This window comes from Methylocaldum sp. 14B, assembly GCF_002005105.1.
Taxonomy (GTDB): domain Bacteria; phylum Pseudomonadota; class Gammaproteobacteria; order Methylococcales; family Methylococcaceae; genus Methylocaldum.
On the sequence record NZ_MSCV01000023.1, the window covers coordinates 39,408 to 60,226 of the forward strand.

Consider the following 20,819-nt stretch of genomic DNA (forward strand, 5'->3'; position numbering starts at 1 on the left):
CGATTGGGAAGGGATTGCCGACCTACTATCGGGCCCTCTGACACCGAATCGGAAAATGCTCTAGCCGGATTCCGGCAAGCAGCGGATTGCGCAAGCCGTAAGGTATCCGTAGGATGAAAGGGACGCGCCCAAACGATCGAGACCTGAGAGAAACCGCCATGGAACTGGTCGAATTGTATGGACACTACTGTAAGTATGCAAAGCGAAAGGTTTTCATCAGGCTGTGAAACATCCCTGCGGTGGCCGTCGTTCCGATCGCTGCTCGGGTTTGCGGTCTGCTTTTTCGGTCTGGCTCTGCTCAGCCACTGGATCTCCCCGAAGCCTTACCACTTTGTCGCGTTTTGGCTGCCTAGCGGGTTTTACCTATCTACGCTCGCTACCCGTCCTCGGACCCTTTGGCCGGCGTTCGTTATGACGGCGCTCGCAGTCAATTTCGGCGTCAATCTATGGGTATTCGACCAGCCTTATGCAATTGCCGCCGCTTTTTCTCTCGGCAACACCATGGAAGCGTTGACGGGCGCATGGCTATTGGGACGCACGGTCGGCATGCCATTACGCCTGGAAACGGTACAGGATGTGGTGGCGCTGACCATACTGGGAGCCTTGCTGAGTGCGACCATAGCCGCCACGGCGGGGACTGCGCCGATCGCTTTGGTCGACCGCGAACCGTTCGCTGCGGCCTGGCTCACATGGTGGACCGGCGACATCGCCGGGATCATGGTGACGGCTCCTCTTTGCCTCGCACTGCCGGCTACCCGCTCGTATTGGCGCAAGCTGCCGCCCGCTAGGCGGATCGAAGCGCTAGCCGCCCTGGCGTCGGTCGCGGGACTGACCTTCGCTGTTTTCACCGACCGCATTCCGTTCACCTACGTCATCATGCCACCCCTGCTTTGGATAGGCGTGCGTTTCGGCATCCCCGGCGTTTCGTTCGCGATTCTCGTCCTGGGAATCATCGCCGCGCGATACACGGCACTGGGGCAAGGCGCTTTCGCGGGAGCGCAGTTCGAGATTTCCGTCCAGGCTCTCCTGGTACAGTCCCTGGTCGTGCTGTTCTCGATATCGGTACTTGTGCTGGGTGCCCTGGCGAACCAGTGGCGGCAAGCGCTGGCGGCGTTGCAGGATGCCCGCAATCATCTCGAGAAGGAAGTCGACGAACGCACGGCAACCTTGCGCGACACGCTCCGATTGCAGCAGGCGATTCTGGACGGGGCCAATTACTGCATCGTCTCGGTCAATAGGCAAGGCATCATCCAGACCATCAACAAAGCCGCGGCGAAAGCGCTCGGCTATTCCGCCGAAGAACTCGTCGGCAAGGAGACGCCGGCGATCTTTCATGATCCCGCCGAGCTCGAGGCCCATGCGAAAGCGCTCGCCGATACGCTAGGCCGTCCCGCTACATCGTCCATCAAATTCTTGCCGACGCTGATCGAAGCCTGCGGATCGACCGAAACGGAGTGGAGTCTGATCCGCAAGGACGGCAGCCGGTTTCCGGCCCAAGTCTCGATTTCGGTCATGCGCGACGAAAAGGGGGCGATCACCGGCTATCTCGGCATCGCCAACGACATCACGGTGCGCAAGGAGGCCGAAAAGGCGCTGCAGCGGAGCCAACACGATTTGAACCGCGCCCAGGCGGTCGGCAAGATCGGGAGCTGGCGGCTCAATGTTCAGCGCAACGAATTGCTCTGGTCGGCCGAAAACCATCGGATTTTCGGCATACCCGAGGGTACGCCACTGACTTATCAGACGTTCCTCCGCTGCGTCCATCCGGACGATCGGAAATATGTCGACCGGCAATGGAAGGCGGCACTCCGTGGCACGCCTTACGACATCGAACACCGCATCGTGGTCGGCAAGGACATCCGCTGGGTCCACGAAAAAGCCGAGCTGGAATTCCACCGGGGTGAGGTGCTGAGCGCATTCGGAACCACTCAAGACATCACCGAGCTCAAAAGGGCCGAATTGGCTTTGCGCCGCCATAACGAACGGCAGGCGGAGCTGCTGGCCATCAGCCGTGCGGCGCTGGACAGCCAAACCACCGACGTCGAACTAAGCCGGATGGTCTTCGAGAAAGTACACGCCCTGCTCGATGCCGACGTAGGTTTCAACTACCGGGTTGACGAGAACGGCCGAAGCCTTCGCCTGATCGCTGCGTACGGTATTTCCGAGGCGCTGCTTCCCGCCATGGAGAGGCTAGATCTCGGCGACACCATGTGCGGCACGGTCGCCGCTACGGGCACTCCCCTGATCGCCGATACCGCTCGCATCGAAAACGACCCCAAGAGCATCCTTCTTCGCAACATGGGCTTGCGCGCCTATGCCTGCCACCCGCTCATGGCGGGCGATGGCCGTACGCTCGGGACGCTTTCCTTCGCGAGTACGCGGCGCGAGCATTTCGATCCGGAGGAAATCGAATTCCTGCGGACGCTTTGCCTATTTACCGCCATGGCTTGGGAGCGCGCCCGCGCCATGGCTGCGCTGCGCGATGCCGATCGACGGAAAAACGAGTTTCTCGCCATGCTGGCCCACGAGCTCCGCAATCCTCTGGCACCGATACGCAATGCCGCTCAGCTGATTCGAAAACTCGCTGCCGACGAGCCTAGGCTTCAGGGTGCGAGGGAGATCATAGACCGCCAGGTCATTCACCTCTCGCGCCTGGTCGACGACTTGCTGGACGTTTCCCGCATCACCCAGGGCAAGGTGACGCTGAGAAAGGAACCCATACCTCTCAATACCGTCGTCGAGCGAGCGATCGAGGCGACGCGGCCCTTGATCGAATCCCGGCGCCACAGGCTAACGGTCGATGTCGCACCAGCACCCCTCTTGATCGTCGGGGATGCGACCCGCCTGATCCAGGTCGTGGCCAATCTCTTGAACAACGCCGCGAAATACACCGAAGAAGGCGGCTCGATTTCGGTCCGCACCGAGGCCAAGGGAGAGCGGGCACTCATCCGTATCAGAGACACCGGCCTTGGCATCGCTCCCGAGCTATTGCCCCATGTCTTCGAGCTCTTCATCCAGGGCGAGCGCTCTCTCGACCGGAGTCAAGGGGGCCTCGGCATCGGGCTCACTTTGGTTCGGCGCCTGGTCGAACTGCATGGCGGGCGCATAGAGGCTTTCAGTGCCGGTCCAGGCAAGGGCAGCGAGTTCGTCGTCGAGCTACCGCTCGCTTTAGCGCCTGCGTCGGAACAAGCCGCAGCCGCGGCCGATTCGTCACGGCAGTAGGACTTAGCCAAGTAGGTCGGGAATCCCTTCCCGACAAACGAGTTGGCGTGCAGATCCGTCGGCAAAGGATTGCCGACCTACCGACCTGCGCCGGCGAGTAGCTCGGAAATCCCCTCCCAAATCAGGCGGGCCAAACCTGCTTCGCGTGGGCACTTTTGCCCTGCATCGCTGTCTTTGGTTTATTGACACCGGCTTCCGGCAATCAAGACCTATAAGCAGCCATGCCCTCGAACAGACAAACGGTCCGCATTGCGGCCGTCGGCGATATTCACTACACCCTGTCCTCGCAGGGAATACTTCAAACCATTTGTGCTTATGTTTCCGAGAACGCCGATATTTTGTTGCTCTGCGGCGATATCGTGGACTACGGACGGGCGGAAGAGGCTCGGCTGTTCGTCAAGGAGCTGACCGCCGGCGTAAAGATTCCCATCCTCGGCGTGCTCGGCAATCACGAGTACGAAGCAGGCCAAGTGCACGAGGTGCAGCATATTTTCTCCGATGCCGGAATCGTCCTGCTCGATGGCGACGCTCATGAAGTGCATGGCATCGGCTTCGCCGGTGTCAAAGGCTTCGCCGGCGGTTTCGGCGAGCATGCCCTGCAACCATGGGGCGAAAGCACGCTGAAGCGATTCGTGCACGAGACCGTGGAGGAATCACTGAAGCTGGAGTCGGCGCTCGCCAAATTGCGCATGCCGCATCGGATCGCCCTGCTTCACTATGCTCCGGTCAAAGCCACGGTTGTGGGCGAACCCGTCGAAATCTATCCGTTTCTGGGGTCCAGCCGACTCGAGGAACCTTTGAATCGTTACTCGGTAACCGCGGTGTTTCACGGGCACGCCCATCGCGGACACCCCACGGGAAAAACCGGCGGCAATATTCCGGTTTACAACGTCGCCCTGCCGCTTCTGCGGCGCGCCTTTCCGGATCGACCTCCGGTCCGGCTGATCGAGCTTCCGGTCGAAGCATCTGCCGAGACGGAACATCACTCGTTCAACCAGAAACCATACCCCGTACAGGGCTAGCAATATTTATGGACACACCGTTTTCCGCGCCCGATACCAGCCCACCGCCGATCGACCCGACCGGGCGGTCATTCTATTGTCATGGGCTGACGCTTTTAATCGACGCCCGGGTTCCGTTTCTCGTCGGAGGAGCCTACGCACTGGAGTGCTACACCGGAATCTCGCGCCACACCAAGGATCTGGATATCTTCGTGCGGCCCGACGATCGGGATCGCATCATCGAAATTCTTGCAAGCGCGGGCTATCAAGCCGACGTCACGTATCCTCACTGGCTCGCCAAGGCGTACTACGGGGAATATTTCATCGATATCATCTTCAGTTCCGGAAACGGCATTTGCGCCGTCGACGAAGCGTGGTTCGAGCACGCCCCCCGACGGGACATACTGGGCGTGCCGGTATTGCTTTGCCCGATAGAGGAAATCATCTGGTCGAAATCCTTCGTACTGGAGCGGGAGCGTTACGACGGCGCAGACATCGCCCATATCCTCCGTGTCTGTTCCGACCGATTGAATTGGACTAGGCTGATGGACCGCTTCGGCGCCCACTGGCGGGTACTGCTCAGCCATCTCGTTCTTTTCGGCTTCATCTACCCGGCCGAAAGAAGCCGCATTCCCGATTGGGTGATGCAGCGGCTGCTGGCCCTTTTGGCCGACGAGCTTCGCAGCGCACCGCCTTCCGAGCGCCTCTGCCAGGGTACGCTGCTCTCACGGGAACAATATCTGACCGACATCATGCGCTGGGGTTACCAGGACGCCCGCCTGCAACCCAAGGGGCGAATGACCCACGAAAACATTGCCCACTGGACGGCCGCCATCGATGTCAAAGAATAAATCCGCATGATCGACCGAATACCCGGTTCATCGCGGATGTCGAATGCTGCGATCTGGCAGCGCAATCAGTCCATTCTTGCTATCTAACCATACGTGTTCCGACTTCTTCGAATCGCTCTATTGACCGCCGTGTCCGGCGCTTTGACCATGACGACCTTGACCGATTTCTGGGACGGCTATCAGTTGGCCAGCACACTCGGGCGTCCGGACGCACCGTCTTCCTGCACGGTCCCGTCGACCGACTGGGAGCATGCCGCCCCGTTTCCGCAACTGGAAACCCGTAGCGACCTCCCTGAACTCCGGGTCGTCACGTATAACCTCCATTCCGGACTCGGGCCTCGCTGGCGCGTTTTTGCCGACCGCCGGGAGGTCGAACGCAATCTCACCGGCATTGCCGACCGGATCGCGGGAGCATCACCGGAAATGCCCATAGACGTCGTCGCGCTTAACGAAGTGGACTTCGGCTCGCGCCGTAGCGGCTGGATCGATCAAGCCGCATTTCTGGCGGACGAACTCGAGCGTCGCACCGGCCATGCCTACGCGGTGGCACGCGGCGAAACCTGGCGCCGGGATACACCCGGCCTGGAGGTCCGCTTCGGCAACGCCGTACTGTTCCGGCACTCGGCGCTTGCCGTGGATGCCCGGATTCTGGAAAAGACGCAAAAGACGAGTTATGCCTCGGCTTTCCCGGTGAGCGCTCTGGACCGGATCTTGAACGAGCCGCGCGGAGCGCTTCACCTACGCATTCGGTTCTTCGGCCAGCCGGTGGACTTCCTGGTTACCCACCTCGAGGCCTTCAACCCCGCGCGCCGGGAAGCGCAGGCGGCCGATCTCCTGCAGCGGTTCGTCGAGTCCGGCCGGACTTCGATTCTCCTCGGCGACATGAACACGGTTCCGACCGCCCTGACATACCAACGTCCTCACTTCGCCGCCGACCGCACTCACGACGTGTTGACCAGCGGCGACCTCGCGGATGCGCGGGTTGTCGTCGCAGCGCGCGAGGGCGTCAACGATTTTTCGGGTTGGGCAACCTTCCCGGCCCTTGCTCCGGTATGGCCTCTGGACGGATCGTTCGCCACACCCGATCTGATACCTCAAGCCGTTCAGGTGATCGGCGCCGACGAATCCGATCACCGCGGACTGTCGGTCACCTACGGCTGGCTGACGCCCGAAGCGAAGTCCGCCTTCATCCGCTGGCACGATGCCGTGCGTCAGCACCAACTGGCACGTCTCGTCGACTGCGACGTCCCGAAGCGCATTCCGGACAAGCACCGCGTTCTCGAATGGCTGAAAACGAACACCGGGTTCGTGAGTATCCTCTCGGGCATCGGCGGAGGATCAAAGGATACTCCTCAGGACGGGGGCTAAGTTGTTGCATCGTCTGCCTTCTCCCCGGTTTGAGGATGTCGAAAAGTTCGCGATCGATGCGGCTCATGCCGGACAATCCCTGTCCGGCACCCTACGGGCGGACTTACCGTGCACCAGTTCGCCGGGAGCGAACTGGAACGTGGGAAGCACGGCCCGAAGGGCGAGTCTCATGGATGAGACGAGTAAATCGGCCTCGTCGCGTTGCGTCTTGCCCTGCCGATTTGTCCCTTCGTGCAGCGCATCCTATTAATCAGGCCCGTAAATACCCTCCTGGTATTTACGGGCCGCCGCCCAGGCCGGTACACGCCCGGCCTGGGCTCACGCGGCTTGTCGCCGCGCCGGGGCATCCCTGCCCCGGATTAACCCGGCCTATATTTATAGGCCGGGTTAATAATATGCAAAACGCCCGTTTGCCATTCGAAGTACGATGGTAGGGCGGGTTAGCATACCCGCGTAACCCGCCTTTTCGCCGTTTCATTGGAACAACGAGGTATACGCTGCAAAATGCAAGGATGACCATGAATCGATATGGACGCCGAACCCATCGATTCGGCCGCCTCGTTTTAATTGTTCTGGCCGGCGTGATAGCGATCTGGCTCGTCGGTCATCTGCTGCTCGACGTCCAGTTCCCCGATCCGCTCGTTACATCGACGGATGCCGGGCGACCCGACGATGAGGATCGATCAATGCGCGAAATCTTCGAATCCTTGCCCGCCGAGGGCGCCACCGTGTCCCAGGTGACCCTGTTGGACGATAACGTGATGGCCTGGGTCGAACGCTGGCGCCTGTTGGCTAACGCCCGAAAGCGTCTCGACATCAGCTATTTCATTCTGGAACAGGATGTCTTCGGCATCGCTTTTCTCGGCCATCTCGTCCACAAGGCCGGTCAAGGCCTTACGGTCCGGGTGCTGCTCGACGCCATAGGCACCACGATGTCGCGCGACGTCCAGGGGAACGATTACCTCGATACAGTGGTACAGACGGCCAATGTCACCGTAAAGCTGTACCGCCCGCTGCGCTATCGCTTCCAGGATGCCTTTCTCACCCTGAATCCCGCGGCAATCGTTGCCAGCGACCACGACAAGATTCTCCTGGCGGACGGCGTTCACGGCCTGATCGGAGGACGGAACATCGCGACCGAGTATTTTGCCGACCTGAACTTCGATCCCAAGGCGTTTCGCGATGCGGACGCGGTATTGACCGGACGAGAGGCCGGAGCCGTGCTCGAAGCCGTGTTCGAATCGCAATACGACGGTGGAGAGGCTCATGCTGTCACCCGCGAAACAGTGGACTTGCTCGATTCGACCAGTGACTTGCTGCTCGCCTACCAGGCTATGGATTACTGGCTGCGGGGCGAACCCATACCCGAAGCCGTGTCCGCCCGGATTCGCGATCGCCGGTTGCCCTGGATCGACGAGCTTCAGGCTCGTCCCATGCTCCACGGCGCTCTGGCCAGACCGGCCCCTGAATCGGTGCAGGCGCCCGTTCGTTTTCTCGACAGCCGCACTCGCCTGATCAGAACCGACGATCCCATTACAGTCAGCCTTGGCCGGCTGGTGCGCGGCGCCAAGAAATCGATTTTCGTCGCCAACCCGTATTTGGTGCTTTCGGAGCAAGCCGTAAGTGTATTGGAAGATGCGGCTCGGCGCGGCGTAGAAATCACGGTACTCACCAACAGCCCCGTGTCCAGCGATAATCCCCTCAGCCAGGCTTTTTTCCTCGAGCAATGGCCGAAACTCCTGGCGCGGGTTCCGACGCTGCGGCTGTTCGTCGCCGGGGACCGCCACAATCTGCACGGCAAGTTCGCCGTGATCGACGATCAGCTCGGCCTGTTGGGGACTTACAACCTCGACCCCCTCAGCATGGCCCTCAACAGCGAACTGGTTGCCGCCGTATGGTCTGCCCGGTTCGCCGAAAAACTGCTGGAAACGGGACGACAACTTATCGCCGCGGGCCCGCCGACCGCCTACGAATACCGCATCGCGCGCGACGATGAGGGCCGCCCTAGCCGCGACGAAGAAGGACGGATAATCGTCGCTTTCGGACCGAACGATCACCTTGAGCGGGACGACTGGACAGCCGTCCGGCGCTACCGGTGGCTGGTTCGCGGACTGGCGGCCGTGAGCGGACGCTCGTTCTTCTAAAGTGCTGCTCGGAACCGTATAGCCAAAGCCTCGGGGAAACGGTCTATCGCTGTGTCGTCGGCGCCGGCTCGAAGCCTTTGGCGGTGGCGGCAGTGACAGTGTGAGGACGAGACTCCGGCGGCTCGGAATAGGCACGCGCGATCAGCGGCGTCAGCGTTGGCTCGAGGGATTTGAGCACTTGCACCGGCAAGGCGCTCGTGAAGCGATAACGCGCGGCGGCGGGTCCGGTCACGTACGCAGTCACTGTTCCGAAGTGGCGATCACCCAGCATGAAGGCAAATGTCGCCGTACGACTGATGACCTGTGTTGCGATCAGCCGTCCGCCGGGTCCGAAAATCTCGCGTTGATGATCCCCCGTCCCGGTTTTGCCGGCCATGACGAGGGGCGTACCCGTGGGGCCCTTGTACACGCCTTTGACCCGTATCGCAGTGCCGCGCTCGACGACATCGATCAGGGCGCTGCGCGCAGCCGCCGCCACCTCCGGCGACAACACCCGTCGGCCTTGTGCCTGCGTCAGCTGCATGAGTGTCTCGTAAGGCGTATCCGCTGCGAAGTGGAAGGCGTCGAAGCGTACCATCGGGAGGCGCACGCCGTCGTTCAACAGGATGCCCATCAATTCGGCGAGTGCGGCCGGACGGTCTCCCGAGGCGCCGATGGAGCTGGCATAGGAAGGCGTCAGAGCCCCGAACGGGTAACCGAGCCGTTTCCACGCCCGGTGGATTTGGGCAAAAGCCTCGTTCTCCAGCAAGGTGCGAATGCGCTTGTCTTGCGCGTAACGGCGGCTGGTCTTGAATAGCCAGCGATACACCTGTTGACGCTCCTGTGCGCTGGCGCCGACGACCTCGCCAAGGGTGGCGTTCGGATGCTCGACCAGATAGCTCACCAACCAAAGCTCAAGGGGATGGATACGCGCGATATACCCGCGATCCTGCAGGTCGAAGCGCTCCGTGGAGTATTTTTCGTAAAGGTCCGTGATGTCTTCGGCGGATAGGCCTTGGCCCACGTGGTGCGCCTGCAAATAATCCCGAAGAGCGGCAACGTCGCGACGCGGGTAGACCGAGCGATATACGGTGGCCAGCCGTTTGGGAACGGGGTGCACGCTCCCGGTTAGGATATCCAGGGCTTCCTGAGGGGTTTTGTTCCGGTACTTGGCATAAAAGCGGCGCAGATACGCTTTCCCTTCCTGGTCCGCGAAGCGCTCCAGATACTGCTGCCGCTTTTCGCTGTCCTTCGCGTCCATCCAGCGTGCCACGCCATCGGGCTTATACAGGTGGTAGTAGACCACGTCGCGCATGAGCCGGATGAAGACCAAGTTCACCGATTCCTGCAGTGCCACGCGCAGGGACATAATCTTGGAATTATCGTCCTTATTGAAATTGGCGAAAGTGTGTAGCCCGCCGCCGGTAAAAAAAGCCTCTCCCGGGCTGGCCGAGTAGCGGCGCTCCAGCGCCGCCTCGAGCATGGCTGATAACCCGATCTTGCGGTTCGCAAGGAGCTGATCGACAACCCACCGCGACAGATGATCGCGCGGGTGAATCTCGGCCCGGCGCAGGGTCTCGCTCGGTTGGCCGGCATACTGGTCATAAAGTTCCGCGATGATTTCCAGGTAATGCACCAGGGTGCGCAGCTTGGCGGTCGAACCGAGGTCCAGCCGGATGCCCTCGTTCACATCGAGCGGCTGCTCGTTGTTGTCGGCCTGCACCCGCAACAGGTTTCCTTGGCTGCTGCGCTCGTACAGAACGAAGCTGTAAACGATCTCGCCAAAATCACTGTCGGTGCTGAGGAGCCGAAAACCCAAAACCCCTGCGGCACGCGCCTGCTCGGGCTCGCGCAATCTGCGCAAAGCCTGGGCTACCGCCTGCTGAATGTCGTAATCGATGGTCGAGCGGGCGGTCAGATCGAGCCGGTCAAGGTCGTAGATCCGGCTCACACCCAAGGCGGTGGCAAGCCGGGCGCGCAATACGCTTTCGGTCTTCCGATCGATGAGGGGTGCCGCGGGCGTCAGATTGGCCTGGACGCTCGTAGCGCCTGACACGCTCAGCGCGGCATCGCGCAGCGCCGTTGGGATGACCCCCTGCGCGGCCAGCACGCGCAGATGGCTGTCGGCCAGGTTCTCCAGGTCGGCACGCCCTGCCAGGAGATAATACGCGGGGCGACGTTGCGCCAGCAGGAGGCACAACACCTGGCGATAGGCCAGCGCCTGTTCCGCGGTGATCCCCTCGCCGGTGGACAGGTTCGCGGCGCCGAGTAACTGGTTCACCGCAGCAAAATCCGATCCGAACCATGCCTGCAAACCATCGCCGAGTCCGTGCACTTCGCCGGAATCCGGTACGGCGGCGAGCGGCATGGAATTCAGGTAGGCCTGAACGATGCCGCGCCGTGCCTTCCGGGTGTCGGGGCCTAAGAGGTAAGCGCGCAGCGAGGCGCTGCTCATCTGCCGCAGCTTTTCCATGGGGTTGTCCGTACGGCCGCCGGGGGAATGGCGGTATTTCTCCATCTGGGTGGCGAGTGTGCTGCCGCCGGCCACGTTGATGTCGGCTCCGAGCTTGCGTGCGATCAGCTCCATGGTCGCCCGCGCGAAGCGGTCCCACTCGATCGCAGGATTGAGGTGCGGATAACGGTCATCGAGCAATTCCCGGTTCTCGATGAAGAGTAAGGTTTTGATCACCAATGGCGGTATGGCGTCGAAATCGGGATAAATTCGGGTGGGGTAGGTTTTACTGAACAGGACTTCGCTATCGCGATCGAAGATCGTGAGACCGGCCTGGATCTTCTCGAAATAGGTGGCATAAAAGCCCTTGTCGACCACACGCAGCAATTGCGGCGAAAACCGTGCCTGCGCGGTTATGGAGAAGCCGAGGTTCCGGAGACGCTGCTGAAAGCTCGGAAGGGCCGTGTACCCGAGCCGTTCATCGTAGGGCCCGGCGCTCGGATAGCGGATGGCGGCGCTACCTCCCGGCTCCACCTGGAAGCGCAGATGCTCGTCGATCGAAGAGAGATAGCGTGATTGGAAATCCGATGTCTTGATTTCCTGGAAGATGTAAATGGCAGTGAGCGCCAGCAATGCCCCGGCCGTGCTCCAAACGGTGATCCTGAACAGTGCGCCGCTGCGTTGGCTCATATAAGCTAAAGGTCCTCCCGCCCGCCAAGAATTTATCAATCAGGCCCGTAAATACCCTCCTGGTATTTACGGGCCGCCGCCAAGGCCGGTACAGGCCCGACCTTGGCTCACGCGGCTTGTCGCCGCGCTAAGGAAACCCTGCCCCGGATTAACCAAAATAATAGCCCCAAACAGGGCGCCGCGAATATCGTGCGTGCGCCGCGATTGCAAGACAAGTTTCCATTCGATGCCAATGGGGTCCGCGGTAGATTCTACGGGAGTGCGACGTTTCATGTCCTGGGCTCAGATTGGCCGACTCCAGCCAGTCTACAACCCACCGGTTACGTGCAATCCGCCGATTCAGCCGACAAAGTCTTTGCGCATCATTGCCGATCCGAGCAGGACATAGAGCGGGATATCCAAAAGGGTGTCAAATCGACGTGTCCCATGTACCGCCGCATGAAGCGAAAATCGGAAAGCCTCGTGAATCAGCCCCCTCGGACAGTCTGCGACTGTCTCCGAGCTTATTTTGTCGCTTCAGAAAAGAATCCGAAAGCCGGAAAATCGACGTTATCGCGTACCCGGCGGAAAGCATTGAAGAGGGACGGCGGAGGCATCGGGCTTTGGTTATTTGCTTTAGTTTTCCTTAAGCGAAAGACCGACGCCTACCGACACGAAAGGACCGCAAGGCAAACGATAAAAGCCTGATCCGTTTCACGCCGCCCCGTTTCAGATGCCGAAACCTCCTAACAACCGGAATCCTTGCACTTCCGGCAACACTCGACGATGGTCCAGGCACCGCTTGCGGACCGCCGACGCAAGAATAGGTAGTCGGATGACAAAACCATTTGCTTGCACAAAGGACATCGGTACTTGGAAGACTGAAGATAGGTTTTCTCTTGCTTTTTCATGAACATACTTCTTGAGAAATTTAAGTGGAATATTGCGTGAGCTTCACGCCCTTTCGCATTCCGACGGCGTCGTCTCTCCGTGAGGCCGGAATGACCAGCCATGCCAATCGGTTGTCTCCCCTATGAGCGCCGGCGTCTCGCCATCGCGATACCGCTGCCACATCGCTTCGAACAAGCCTTCCAGATGGCGCGTATAAGCCCGGATATCGAACAGCGGCGCGCTAAGCCGATTCGCGGCAAGTTTGTGTTTGATTCGGGATAGATGCTCCGGGCGGGTGGCCAGGTCGAACGCCAGGTCGTAGTAACTTTCGAGATCGTCGGCGATCAGCTCGGGCAAACCGATCGCGTGCAAGAGACTCCCCGCCACCCGCGAAGGAAAGGTTTCGCCCGCGCAGGTCACCAGGGGGACGCCGGCCCACAGTGCGTCGCTGGCCGTCGTGTGCGCATTGTAGGGCAGCGTGTCCAGCACCAGGTCAGCGAGCCCCAGGCGGCCCAGGTGTTCGACCTGCGGCTTGTCATCCGCAAAAACGAGCCTATCCGGCGAGATCCCGCGTTGATAGGCTTCATTTCTGAGATTGCCTTCCGCCAGTGTGCTCTTAAGCAGCCAGAGCACGCTTCCGGGCACGTCGGCAAGCAGCCTGCACCAGATGTCGAAAACGTCCGGCGTTATTTTGTAAGCCTGGTTGAAACAGCAAAACACGAATCCCTGTTCTGCCAATCCGGCCTCGGCGCGCGTGGGCCGAACCCCTATCGGGCTTTGGCGGCCGTGAGGCTGATAGGTGTTGGGCAGGTACGCGAAGGCTTCGCTGTAGTCGTCCGCGCTGCCGGGCGGCGTCAGAAACGGATCGGTGATGATGTAGTCGCAGAATTCGCCGCCCAAGGTTCCGGGATACCCCAGGTAATTCACCTGGATGGGCGCCGGGCGGAAGGTAAGAATGGCGGTGCGGGTAGCCTGGGTATAGCCCTTGAGATCGATGAGAATGTCCACTTCGTCCTGATGAATCGCCTGGGCGGCCTCGGACGTGGACAAAGTCTGGATGTCGACGAATCGGTCGAAGCTTTTCTTGAGGCGCTCCCGCATGCCCTTGCCGTCGTCCGGGCCGTATGAATAGGCGAATACCTCGAAGCGCTCCCGGTCGTGGGATTCGAGCAACTCCACCAGCAGCAGCGACGTGGCATGCTCGTGAAAATCGCAGGACAGGTACCCCAAACGTATTTTCGGCCTCGCCGCCGAGCGGAACGTAAACGCCAGAGCGGCCCGCTCCGCAGCGGACGCCTCGATGCGCGTCTTCATCCAGAGATCGGCACACGCGCGCTGCTCGCCCGCGCTCATGCCGGGCAGGGACAGCAAGTGAAACGGCGAAATCATCCCTGTCTCGCTTTTCGCGAGGATGGCTCGTATCTTTCCGCGCCATTCGTCGAGACGCTCCCACTCGCACATGCGTCGGCTCAAGTCGTAGAACTTCATGGGGTTTTCACTCTGGAACCGGCGCCGATACCCGCCGAAAGATACATCGGTCTTGCGCTGAGCTCCTTATTTAAGCGGACAGGGACCCTTGCGGCCATCGGTGCGTCTTGAAATCAAGCTCACACGCGGCTCCGTAGACGTTTTGATTTGGGAATCCCTCCGGCACTCCGGGCAGGAATAAGTTTGTGTGTCCTGAAGGGCCTTGGAGGAATATGAATAGGATATTCGCCACGTGATTTCCACACGGAACACGCAGCCGCAAAACCCGCAGGTTTGTTGGAAGTTGCTGGCCGTGAGAGAAGAATCGCAGGGTGTTGAACTCGTGGATAGCATCTCGACCTCTGAAGTTTGGTTCGCCATCAGCCTGCCCGAGGAGGCTTGCCCAAGGCATTCCGAATGATCCCTAGCATTCCTGTACGAATTGTCCTTGGTCTTAGAACAGTGCGCTTTCGGCGGAGAAATGTCCAGAAGACGGGCGAAATAAATTTAATTAGGTTATTCCGAAGAATGCGCGTATCCTGACGCTAGTTTGTCGCGGCTGAAGACCGGTCTTCGCCACGAGGATACGGAATTTCCCACTCAGTCCATGCCGCGAGGCACCTGTTAATCCCGCCTCCTCCTGCAAACCGCACGCGGTGCGTCCGTTTCGGACGACCCTGTGGTCACATCAACCCAATCGCTCACGCTCAACCGGTGCCGTGCGTTTCACGCGGCAGGCCAGAGCCAGGAAAAAAAGATAATGGCTTTTACTTCTCTGGGGCTTTCCAAGGCCCTTTTGCGCGCCGTGGCCGAACAAGGCTATGCGGCCCCCACGCCTATTCAAGCCCAGGCGATTCCCGCCGTACTCGACGGCCGGGACTTGCTCGCCGCGGCCCAAACCGGAACCGGCAAGACTGCCGCCTTCACCCTGCCTTTGCTGCAGCGTTTGACCGAAAGCAGCGGAACCCATCATCGGCCGGACCGCTCCCCTAGAGCGCTGGTTCTGGTGCCTACCCGCGAATTGGCCGCGCAGGTCAGCGAAAGCGTGCGCATCTATGGCCGATACACCGGGATCCGGACGGCGGTAATTTTCGGCGGCGTAGGGTTTCAGCCGCAGGTGGCCGCTCTGCGCCGGGGCGCCGATCTTCTGATCGCTACCCCCGGACGTCTGCTGGACCTCATAGCTCAGCAACACGCAAACCTCGCCGGAATCGAGTATCTCGTGCTGGACGAGGCCGACCGCATGCTCGACATGGGGTTCATCCATGACATCAGGCGTATCCTGGGATTACTGCCGAAAGTCCGCCAGAACCTCTTGTTTTCCGCAACTTTCTCCGATGACATCCGCACGCTTGCGGCGAGGCTCCTGCATCAGCCTCTGAGCATCGAGGTGGCACCGCGCAATGCGCCGGCCGAGATGGTCAGTCAGTCGATCTATCACGTGCCGAAGACGGGAAAGCAGGTATTGCTCGCTCATCTTCTCACCAGCGGGCGCTGGGGTCAGACCCTGGTCTTCACTCGAACCAAGCACGGCGCCAACAAGTTGGCGGAGCAGCTCGACCGGGATGGTTTTCGCGTCGCGGTGATTCACGGCAACAAGAGCCAGTCCGCGAGGACCCAGGCTCTGGCCGATTTCAAGGCGGACCGCGTGCAGATTCTGGTGGCCACCGACATCGCCGCCCGCGGCCTGGACATTCAGCAGCTTCCCCATGTGGTCAACTACGAACTCCCGCACGTTCCCGAGGATTACGTGCACCGCATTGGCCGTACCGGCCGTGCGGGCGCGGACGGCGCCGCGGTTTCGCTCGTATGCAGGGATGAGGCTCCGCAGTTGCGGGACATCGAGCGCCTGCTCGGTCGGCGATTGCCCGCCCACCCGGTGCCGGAAGAAATCCTGTCGACCATGACGACAGAGCCGGCGGTTCCGCGCACGCCGCCGAAGCCCATGCCGCGTCCAAATGCCCGCGCGAATACGCGCCATCGCACTGCAAACCCGCCTCGCCGCGCACTTTGATACCTCGCTGAGCGCTACCGAGAGGAGACCGATTGATGCAGGGAATCTATGCCGGCGATTCGCCGTCCGACTTCACCGAAAACGAATTCACCGGTTTGTTCGGCCAGCACCGCCGAGTGCGGGCTATGGAACTGGCAAGGCTCACTTCCGGCGGCCGCTGCCCCGGTTTCGGCCTCGTTGGAATCAAGGGCCGCGAGGCCCGCGCCGCGATCAGTGTCCTGAAAAGGTACGCCCAGCGCGGCAACTGTCTTCGTATCAGCGAAGAGCGTCCCCGTGGGCGAAGCGGCGGCAAAAGGCGTCGTTTAACGGCTGATCGACCGTATCGGCAGCCATCCTTTTGATTTTTTATTTTTCCTTTTAGGAGTTTTTTATGAGCAAGAAATTGTACGTCGGCAATCTGAGCTACACCGTGAGCAGCCGCGATCTCGAAGAGATGTTCGCCACGCACGGCGCGGTGGACTCCGCGAATGTCATCATGGACCGCGACACCGGCCGCTCCAAAGGCTTCGGATTCGTTGAAATGAGCAACGACCAAGAGGCTCAGGCCGCCATTTCCGCCCTGAACGGCAAAGATGTCGACGGGCGCAGTCTGACCGTCAACGAAGCGCGTCCGCGAGAGGAAAGATCCGGCGGCGGCTTTGGCGGTGGTCGCGGTGGTTTCGGGGGTGGACGCCGGTACTAAAAACCGCTTCGGCCTGGAAGCCGGCCGTTATCCCGGCCGACAAAGATCAACGCATAAAAAAGGCCGATCTGCGCCATCGCGCCGCCGGCCTTTTTTGCCATCGAAATATAAAAACCTTAACCCTTCGCTTTTCCGCTAGCCGGGTCAGTTGCCAGTGGTAACATGAATTAGCGGGATGTCGGCCTATCCCTTCCTGGGGGGCGACGCGACATCCCTATTTCTGTGCTCGAATGCCGCTTCCCTACCGCCCTTTCGAGTGCGATTTATTTAAGCGCCGAGCTTCGGCCGAAAAAAATACGTGCGAGCTCTTACGTAGATCTCCTCTAATGGCGGCGGTCAAACGGAGATTTCGTGACTGATGTCAAATTCATTTCAAATTGAAAGTGTTACTGTTGGTTCACGCCTAGATCGACAGTGACGGTTGACCATCCGGTGCAGCCCCCATGGCGCGGTCGCTATCCCGAATATGCCGGCGTGGGAACCTTCCTCACACAAGTGTTCTTCGGCGGAAAGTCGGAGCCCCGCAGAGGTTAAGGAAGCTCTGATTAAGTCCTTCGACAGGCCTGTCCTGAGCCAAGTCGAAGGGCATGAACGGAATCCACTTGTTCAGAGCTTCCTTAACTTTTCCTAGCCCCTCCGACCAGAGTGGGTCTCCTTCTAGCCGAAATTCCGAATATCGACGGCACCTAGAGACTAGGTGCCAGTTTTTTACATGAGATCTTGAAATCAGAGGGAAACGATGGCGACTAGAAAATATCGCCTGTGCCACCATCCGGAATTGATTCAACGCTTATTGGATGCAGCCGACATGATCTATCTCGATCCTCAGGGAAACCGCGCCAGACTTAACCGTCTCCTAGGTCTCGTCGAAAGATTGCAGGGTAGAAATCCGCTGATCACGCCCCCTCGTCATTATCATTTCGGCTCCGCTTCCCGCTCCAGGTCTGCTCCGTTCAACCCACCGATGAATGCCGAATGCTCGAACGGCGCCGAACCGTCCTCGCCCGAGCAATTGGAAGAGGCCGTCGGGCGCCGGAGACGCGCCTCAAAACCCTTTCACTCGTGAGGGGCCGATCGCTCCCAAACTGCCGACGCGTGCCGAACCTTCGTCGGCTCGCCCTGTCCCACTGTTACGGACCGCAAGCAGGCGGTTCTTGATCGTCAGCATGATGAAAATCCGAGAACGGAGGGAAACCCCATGGAAGTAAGAGAAATCATGACCCCCAACCCGGTCTGCTGTACCCCGGACACCCATTTGGAAGCTATCGCACGACTGATGGTACGGCACGACTGCGGCGAGATACCGGTCGTCGAGAACGAGGAATCGATGCGGCTGGTCGGCGTCGTCACCGATCGCGATATCGTCTGCCGCAGCTTGGCTCAGGGCAAGAATCCAATGGACATGACCGCACGGGAATGCATGTCCACCCCGTGCGTCACGGTTACACCCGAAACTTCGCTGGAAGACTGCTGCAAGGTGATGGAAGAACATCGAATCCGGCGTGTGCCGGTAGCCGATCGAAGCGGGCGCTGCTGCGGAATGGTTTCCCAGGCGGATATCGCCCGGCGTGCCCCGACCCAGCAGACGGCGGAAGTGCTCAAGGAAGTCTCTCAGCCAAAATCTACCGCGGAACCTGCCATGGCTTAGGGCTTGCCGCCAGGCAGCAAGCCCTGATGGCAATGGATCAATTCATTCTCCAGCATACCCCGGAAGCGTTAAATGGGACGGCATCATCTCCGCCGTTCGCTTTTTGGCTTATGGCGAAGTGAAAACCAAACTGCTCCAGCACCATTCGATTGGCGTTGACGCATACGGGTATATACCTTCACAAACGTTGCGGACGGGATGATTATCCCGTCCCGACGAGTGAGTATGTGGAAATCCATAGCGCAAGAATCGGATGTTATCGAATCGCATGGCGGTTTGAATTAGAACCTTCAAGGTGCAGTAGGTCGGCAATCCTTTCCCAATCGCAAACGGTCGCTTTTTGTCGCGACCCTTCCGAGAACGCCCCTCACCGATCCCGTGTGTCGGCAAAGGATTGCCGACCTACGAATTTTCTCAATCGTCACCCCTAAACCGCGGTGAAAAACGCTCTAGCTCGAGATAACGGATTTGTTCCTGTCCTAAAGATAAGCAATGCAACGACCTTTGCCGCCGCGGGTTATCGCCGGAACTGTTGCCGCCTAGCCGGTTTCCGAAAAGAATACTCATTCCAGCCGATAACCCGCCGCCTTCCACGCCTTCATGCTTCCCGGAATGTTGTATACCTCCTTGAATCCGCCGCGTTTCAGCAGACTCGCCGCGATGCTCGACCGATAACCGCTCCCGCAATAAGTGACGATCGGTTTGGTGCGATCGAAGGAGTGGAGATGGTCCGGCAAAAAAGGCGCATAGAGATGCAGAGCGCCCGGAATATGGCCCTGGTTCCACTCGGCAGGGCTTCGCACATCCAGGACCTGGAGATCGCTCCTGCCGCTGTCTATCCGTCCTTTCAACTGGTGTACGCTCATTTCCGGCATACGATCGAAAGGCAAGCCCGCTTCGAACCAGCCGCGCATGCCTTTGCCCAGATAGCCATCGATTTTCTCGAATCCGATGCGCAGCAGGTGACGCTGAACCGTTTCGAGATCGTCCTCTTCCGCCAGAACCAACAAAATCCGCTGGTTAGGCCTAAGCGTCCAGCCGGCCCACGTCGGAAACTCCTCGCGCAAGGCGATGTTCAATGCACCCTGGATATGCCCCCCGCCGAAGGCTTCGATTTCGCGGGTATCGAGGACCACCGTGTCGGGCTTGCCCATCTCGATTTGGAACACGTGCGGCTCGAGCATCGGAATCGGCGGCACGCAGGCCAGCACCCGAGGCCCGTGGGTATTCACGTCCTTGAGATGAGCGTAATAGAACGGCGCAGGTTGCAGCGAGCCAAGCTGGTTCTTCACGAACTCGTCCTCGTTATCGGCTAGAAGCTTGGGATTATGCCGCCGCTCGTAACCCAGCGTGCTGATCAGCCGGTCGCCGATATTGCCGCCGCACGGCGATCCTTTGCCGTGTGCCGGGTAGATCGTCAACTCGTCGCCCAGCGGGAGGAGCTTATCGAAGAGCGAGTGATAGAGTCGGCGGGTCATTCCGTCGGCCTCTTCCTTCCCGAGCAGATCGGTACGGCCGATATCCCCGCAGAACAGCGTATCGCCGGTAAAGACTCCCCAGGGCGCCTCGGCGCCCTTGCCGCCGCTTACTCGGTAACACACATGTTCGGGCGTATGCCCCGGCGTGTGAAGCGCCTGCAATGAGAGATTTCCTATCCGTATCGTATCGCCGTCCTTGACGGCTTCGTGGTCAAAGGTGCGTTCGTTCGATTCGCCCGCGTAAATCGTCGCGCCGGTCTGTGCCGCGAGCTCCCGGCTGCCCGATACGAAATCTTCGTGGACATGGGTTTCCAGGATGTGGCTGATACGAACGTCGCAGTCCTTGGCGATTTCCAAATAGATTTGGATGTCTCGGCGCGGGTCGACGACGGCGCAAACGCCGGCGCTCTCGTCGCCCAGCATATAGGACAAATGGGAAAGCCCTTCCGACTTGATCGTTTCCAGAAACATGATTGCCTCCTAATCGGCGTGAGCCTGTTCTTCCGATGGCGAGACGGCCGGCCATTCCTCGTCCAAATACGTATCGCGGACGGTTCCGAGCCGGGTATTGCCGTGTACCGCCGCGCCGTCCGAATCGACAACTTCCACCTGAAAGCCCGGATAGGTCTGGCGGAAACGCGTCGCCTTCCATTTCTCCACGCTCAGGTCGTTCTTCGCCGGCGATTCGAAGGGATACGGCGGCAGGCCCATGCGGTCGCCGCGCACGTCCCGCCCGTCCAGGTGGAGAATACGCACCGCGAATCCCTCGACATCCCAGATCTGCTTCTCCACGTTCATGACCTTGGCCATAAGCCTTTCTCCACTGCCCTATGCCGAGCCGAGTAGGTCGGCAATCCCGAGCCGCAACATCCCGGCCCATTCAACCGGCGCTTCCATCAGTGCCTAGCTCATAGGATGTGCTGAACGAAGTGAAGCGCATCATTCGCGACTCC

Annotated in this window: 14 protein-coding genes; 10 read left to right on the forward strand and 4 right to left on the reverse strand. The window is 60.0% G+C overall.

Annotated features, from left to right (window positions below):
* Positions 1 to 195 precede the first annotated feature (195 nt).
* The 5 genes from B2A78_RS16435 (at position 196) to B2A78_RS16455 (ending at position 8,586) form a co-directional block, all read left to right on the forward strand.
* On the forward strand, positions 196 to 3,222 hold the full coding sequence (locus B2A78_RS16435; protein WP_168175458.1) for an MASE1 domain-containing protein: 3,027 nt from the start codon (positions 196 to 198) through the stop codon (positions 3,220 to 3,222).
* A gap of 221 nt (positions 3,223 to 3,443) precedes the next feature.
* Positions 3,444 to 4,244: a metallophosphoesterase gene (locus B2A78_RS16440; protein ID WP_077731098.1), complete on the forward strand. Its 801-nt coding sequence runs from the start codon at positions 3,444 to 3,446 to the stop codon at positions 4,242 to 4,244.
* An 8-nt stretch (positions 4,245 to 4,252) separates the two neighbouring features.
* Entirely contained in the window at positions 4,253 to 5,074 is an 822-nt protein-coding gene (locus B2A78_RS16445; protein WP_077731099.1) for a nucleotidyltransferase family protein, read from the forward strand.
* A gap of 147 nt (positions 5,075 to 5,221) precedes the next feature.
* The gene (locus B2A78_RS16450) at positions 5,222 to 6,442 is read left to right on the forward strand and encodes an endonuclease/exonuclease/phosphatase family protein (RefSeq protein ID WP_156879985.1); all 1,221 of its coding nucleotides are present in this window, start codon (positions 5,222 to 5,224) and stop codon (positions 6,440 to 6,442) included.
* A 518-nt stretch (positions 6,443 to 6,960) separates the two neighbouring features.
* Positions 6,961 to 8,586 carry a phosphatidylserine/phosphatidylglycerophosphate/cardiolipin synthase family protein gene (locus B2A78_RS16455; protein WP_168175459.1) on the forward strand — a complete coding sequence of 542 codons (1,626 nt, stop codon included), beginning with the start codon at positions 6,961 to 6,963 and terminating at the stop codon, positions 8,584 to 8,586.
* A gap of 43 nt (positions 8,587 to 8,629) precedes the next feature.
* Here the strand turns inward: B2A78_RS16455 and B2A78_RS16460 are convergent, their stop codons facing one another.
* Both B2A78_RS16460 and B2A78_RS16465 read right to left on the reverse strand, forming a co-directional pair.
* A complete protein-coding gene (locus B2A78_RS16460; RefSeq protein WP_077731102.1) occupies positions 8,630 to 11,707 on the reverse strand; it encodes a transglycosylase domain-containing protein in 3,078 nt (1,025 codons plus the stop codon).
* Positions 11,708 to 12,640: 933 nt separating this feature from the next.
* Entirely contained in the window at positions 12,641 to 14,065 is a 1,425-nt protein-coding gene (locus B2A78_RS16465) for a UDP-N-acetylglucosamine-peptide N-acetylglucosaminyltransferase (RefSeq protein ID WP_077731103.1), read from the reverse strand.
* Between the two features lie 739 nt (positions 14,066 to 14,804).
* Here B2A78_RS16465 and B2A78_RS16470 point away from each other — a divergent pair.
* The 5 genes from B2A78_RS16470 to B2A78_RS16490 all read left to right on the forward strand — a co-directional run bounded on the left by B2A78_RS16470 (position 14,805) and on the right by B2A78_RS16490 (position 18,388).
* Entirely contained in the window at positions 14,805 to 16,058 is a 1,254-nt protein-coding gene (locus tag B2A78_RS16470) for a DEAD/DEAH box helicase (RefSeq protein WP_077731104.1), read from the forward strand.
* Between the two features lie 35 nt (positions 16,059 to 16,093).
* On the forward strand, positions 16,094 to 16,399 hold the full coding sequence (locus tag B2A78_RS16475) for a hypothetical protein (RefSeq protein ID WP_077731105.1): 306 nt from the start codon (positions 16,094 to 16,096) through the stop codon (positions 16,397 to 16,399).
* 29 nt (positions 16,400 to 16,428) lie between these two features.
* The gene (locus tag B2A78_RS16480; protein ID WP_077731106.1) at positions 16,429 to 16,740 is read left to right on the forward strand and encodes an RNA-binding protein; all 312 of its coding nucleotides are present in this window, start codon (positions 16,429 to 16,431) and stop codon (positions 16,738 to 16,740) included.
* Between the two features lie 739 nt (positions 16,741 to 17,479).
* A complete protein-coding gene (locus tag B2A78_RS16485) occupies positions 17,480 to 17,806 on the forward strand; it encodes a hypothetical protein (protein ID WP_077731107.1) in 327 nt (108 codons plus the stop codon).
* A gap of 132 nt (positions 17,807 to 17,938) precedes the next feature.
* Positions 17,939 to 18,388 carry a CBS domain-containing protein gene (locus tag B2A78_RS16490; protein WP_077731108.1) on the forward strand — a complete coding sequence of 150 codons (450 nt, stop codon included), beginning with the start codon at positions 17,939 to 17,941 and terminating at the stop codon, positions 18,386 to 18,388.
* Positions 18,389 to 18,951: 563 nt separating this feature from the next.
* Here B2A78_RS16490 and B2A78_RS16495 read toward each other — a convergent pair.
* Together B2A78_RS16495 and B2A78_RS26380 are read right to left on the reverse strand one after the other, a co-directional pair.
* A complete protein-coding gene (locus B2A78_RS16495) occupies positions 18,952 to 20,337 on the reverse strand; it encodes an MBL fold metallo-hydrolase (protein WP_077731109.1) in 1,386 nt (461 codons plus the stop codon).
* A 9-nt stretch (positions 20,338 to 20,346) separates the two neighbouring features.
* Positions 20,347 to 20,676 (reverse strand): hypothetical protein, encoded by a 330-nt coding sequence (locus B2A78_RS26380; RefSeq protein ID WP_205780809.1) that lies wholly within the window; start codon positions 20,674 to 20,676, stop codon positions 20,347 to 20,349.
* Positions 20,677 to 20,819 lie beyond the last annotated feature (143 nt).

What these genes read in the sequence shown, in the direction of transcription:
- B2A78_RS16490 (WP_077731108.1), top strand. Translation starts at nt 17,939, where the DNA reads ATGGAAGTAAGAGAAATCATGACCCCCAACCCGGTCTGCTGTACCCCG.
- B2A78_RS16465 (WP_077731103.1), bottom strand. Translation starts at nt 14,065, where the DNA reads ATGAAGTTCTACGACTTGAGCCGACGCATGTGCGAGTGGGAGCGTCTC.
- B2A78_RS16435 (WP_168175458.1), top strand. Translation starts at nt 196, where the DNA reads ATGCAAAGCGAAAGGTTTTCATCAGGCTGTGAAACATCCCTGCGGTGG.
- B2A78_RS16475 (WP_077731105.1), top strand. Translation starts at nt 16,094, where the DNA reads ATGCAGGGAATCTATGCCGGCGATTCGCCGTCCGACTTCACCGAAAAC.
- B2A78_RS16480 (WP_077731106.1), top strand. Translation starts at nt 16,429, where the DNA reads ATGAGCAAGAAATTGTACGTCGGCAATCTGAGCTACACCGTGAGCAGC.
- B2A78_RS16470 (WP_077731104.1), top strand. Translation starts at nt 14,805, where the DNA reads ATGGCTTTTACTTCTCTGGGGCTTTCCAAGGCCCTTTTGCGCGCCGTG.
- B2A78_RS16445 (WP_077731099.1), top strand. Translation starts at nt 4,253, where the DNA reads ATGGACACACCGTTTTCCGCGCCCGATACCAGCCCACCGCCGATCGAC.
- B2A78_RS26380 (WP_205780809.1), bottom strand. Translation starts at nt 20,676, where the DNA reads ATGGCCAAGGTCATGAACGTGGAGAAGCAGATCTGGGATGTCGAGGGA.
- B2A78_RS16460 (WP_077731102.1), bottom strand. Translation starts at nt 11,707, where the DNA reads ATGAGCCAACGCAGCGGCGCACTGTTCAGGATCACCGTTTGGAGCACG.
- B2A78_RS16455 (WP_168175459.1), top strand. Translation starts at nt 6,961, where the DNA reads ATGAATCGATATGGACGCCGAACCCATCGATTCGGCCGCCTCGTTTTA.
- B2A78_RS16485 (WP_077731107.1), top strand. Translation starts at nt 17,480, where the DNA reads ATGGCGACTAGAAAATATCGCCTGTGCCACCATCCGGAATTGATTCAA.
- B2A78_RS16450 (WP_156879985.1), top strand. Translation starts at nt 5,222, where the DNA reads ATGACGACCTTGACCGATTTCTGGGACGGCTATCAGTTGGCCAGCACA.
- B2A78_RS16495 (WP_077731109.1), bottom strand. Translation starts at nt 20,337, where the DNA reads ATGTTTCTGGAAACGATCAAGTCGGAAGGGCTTTCCCATTTGTCCTAT.
- B2A78_RS16440 (WP_077731098.1), top strand. Translation starts at nt 3,444, where the DNA reads ATGCCCTCGAACAGACAAACGGTCCGCATTGCGGCCGTCGGCGATATT.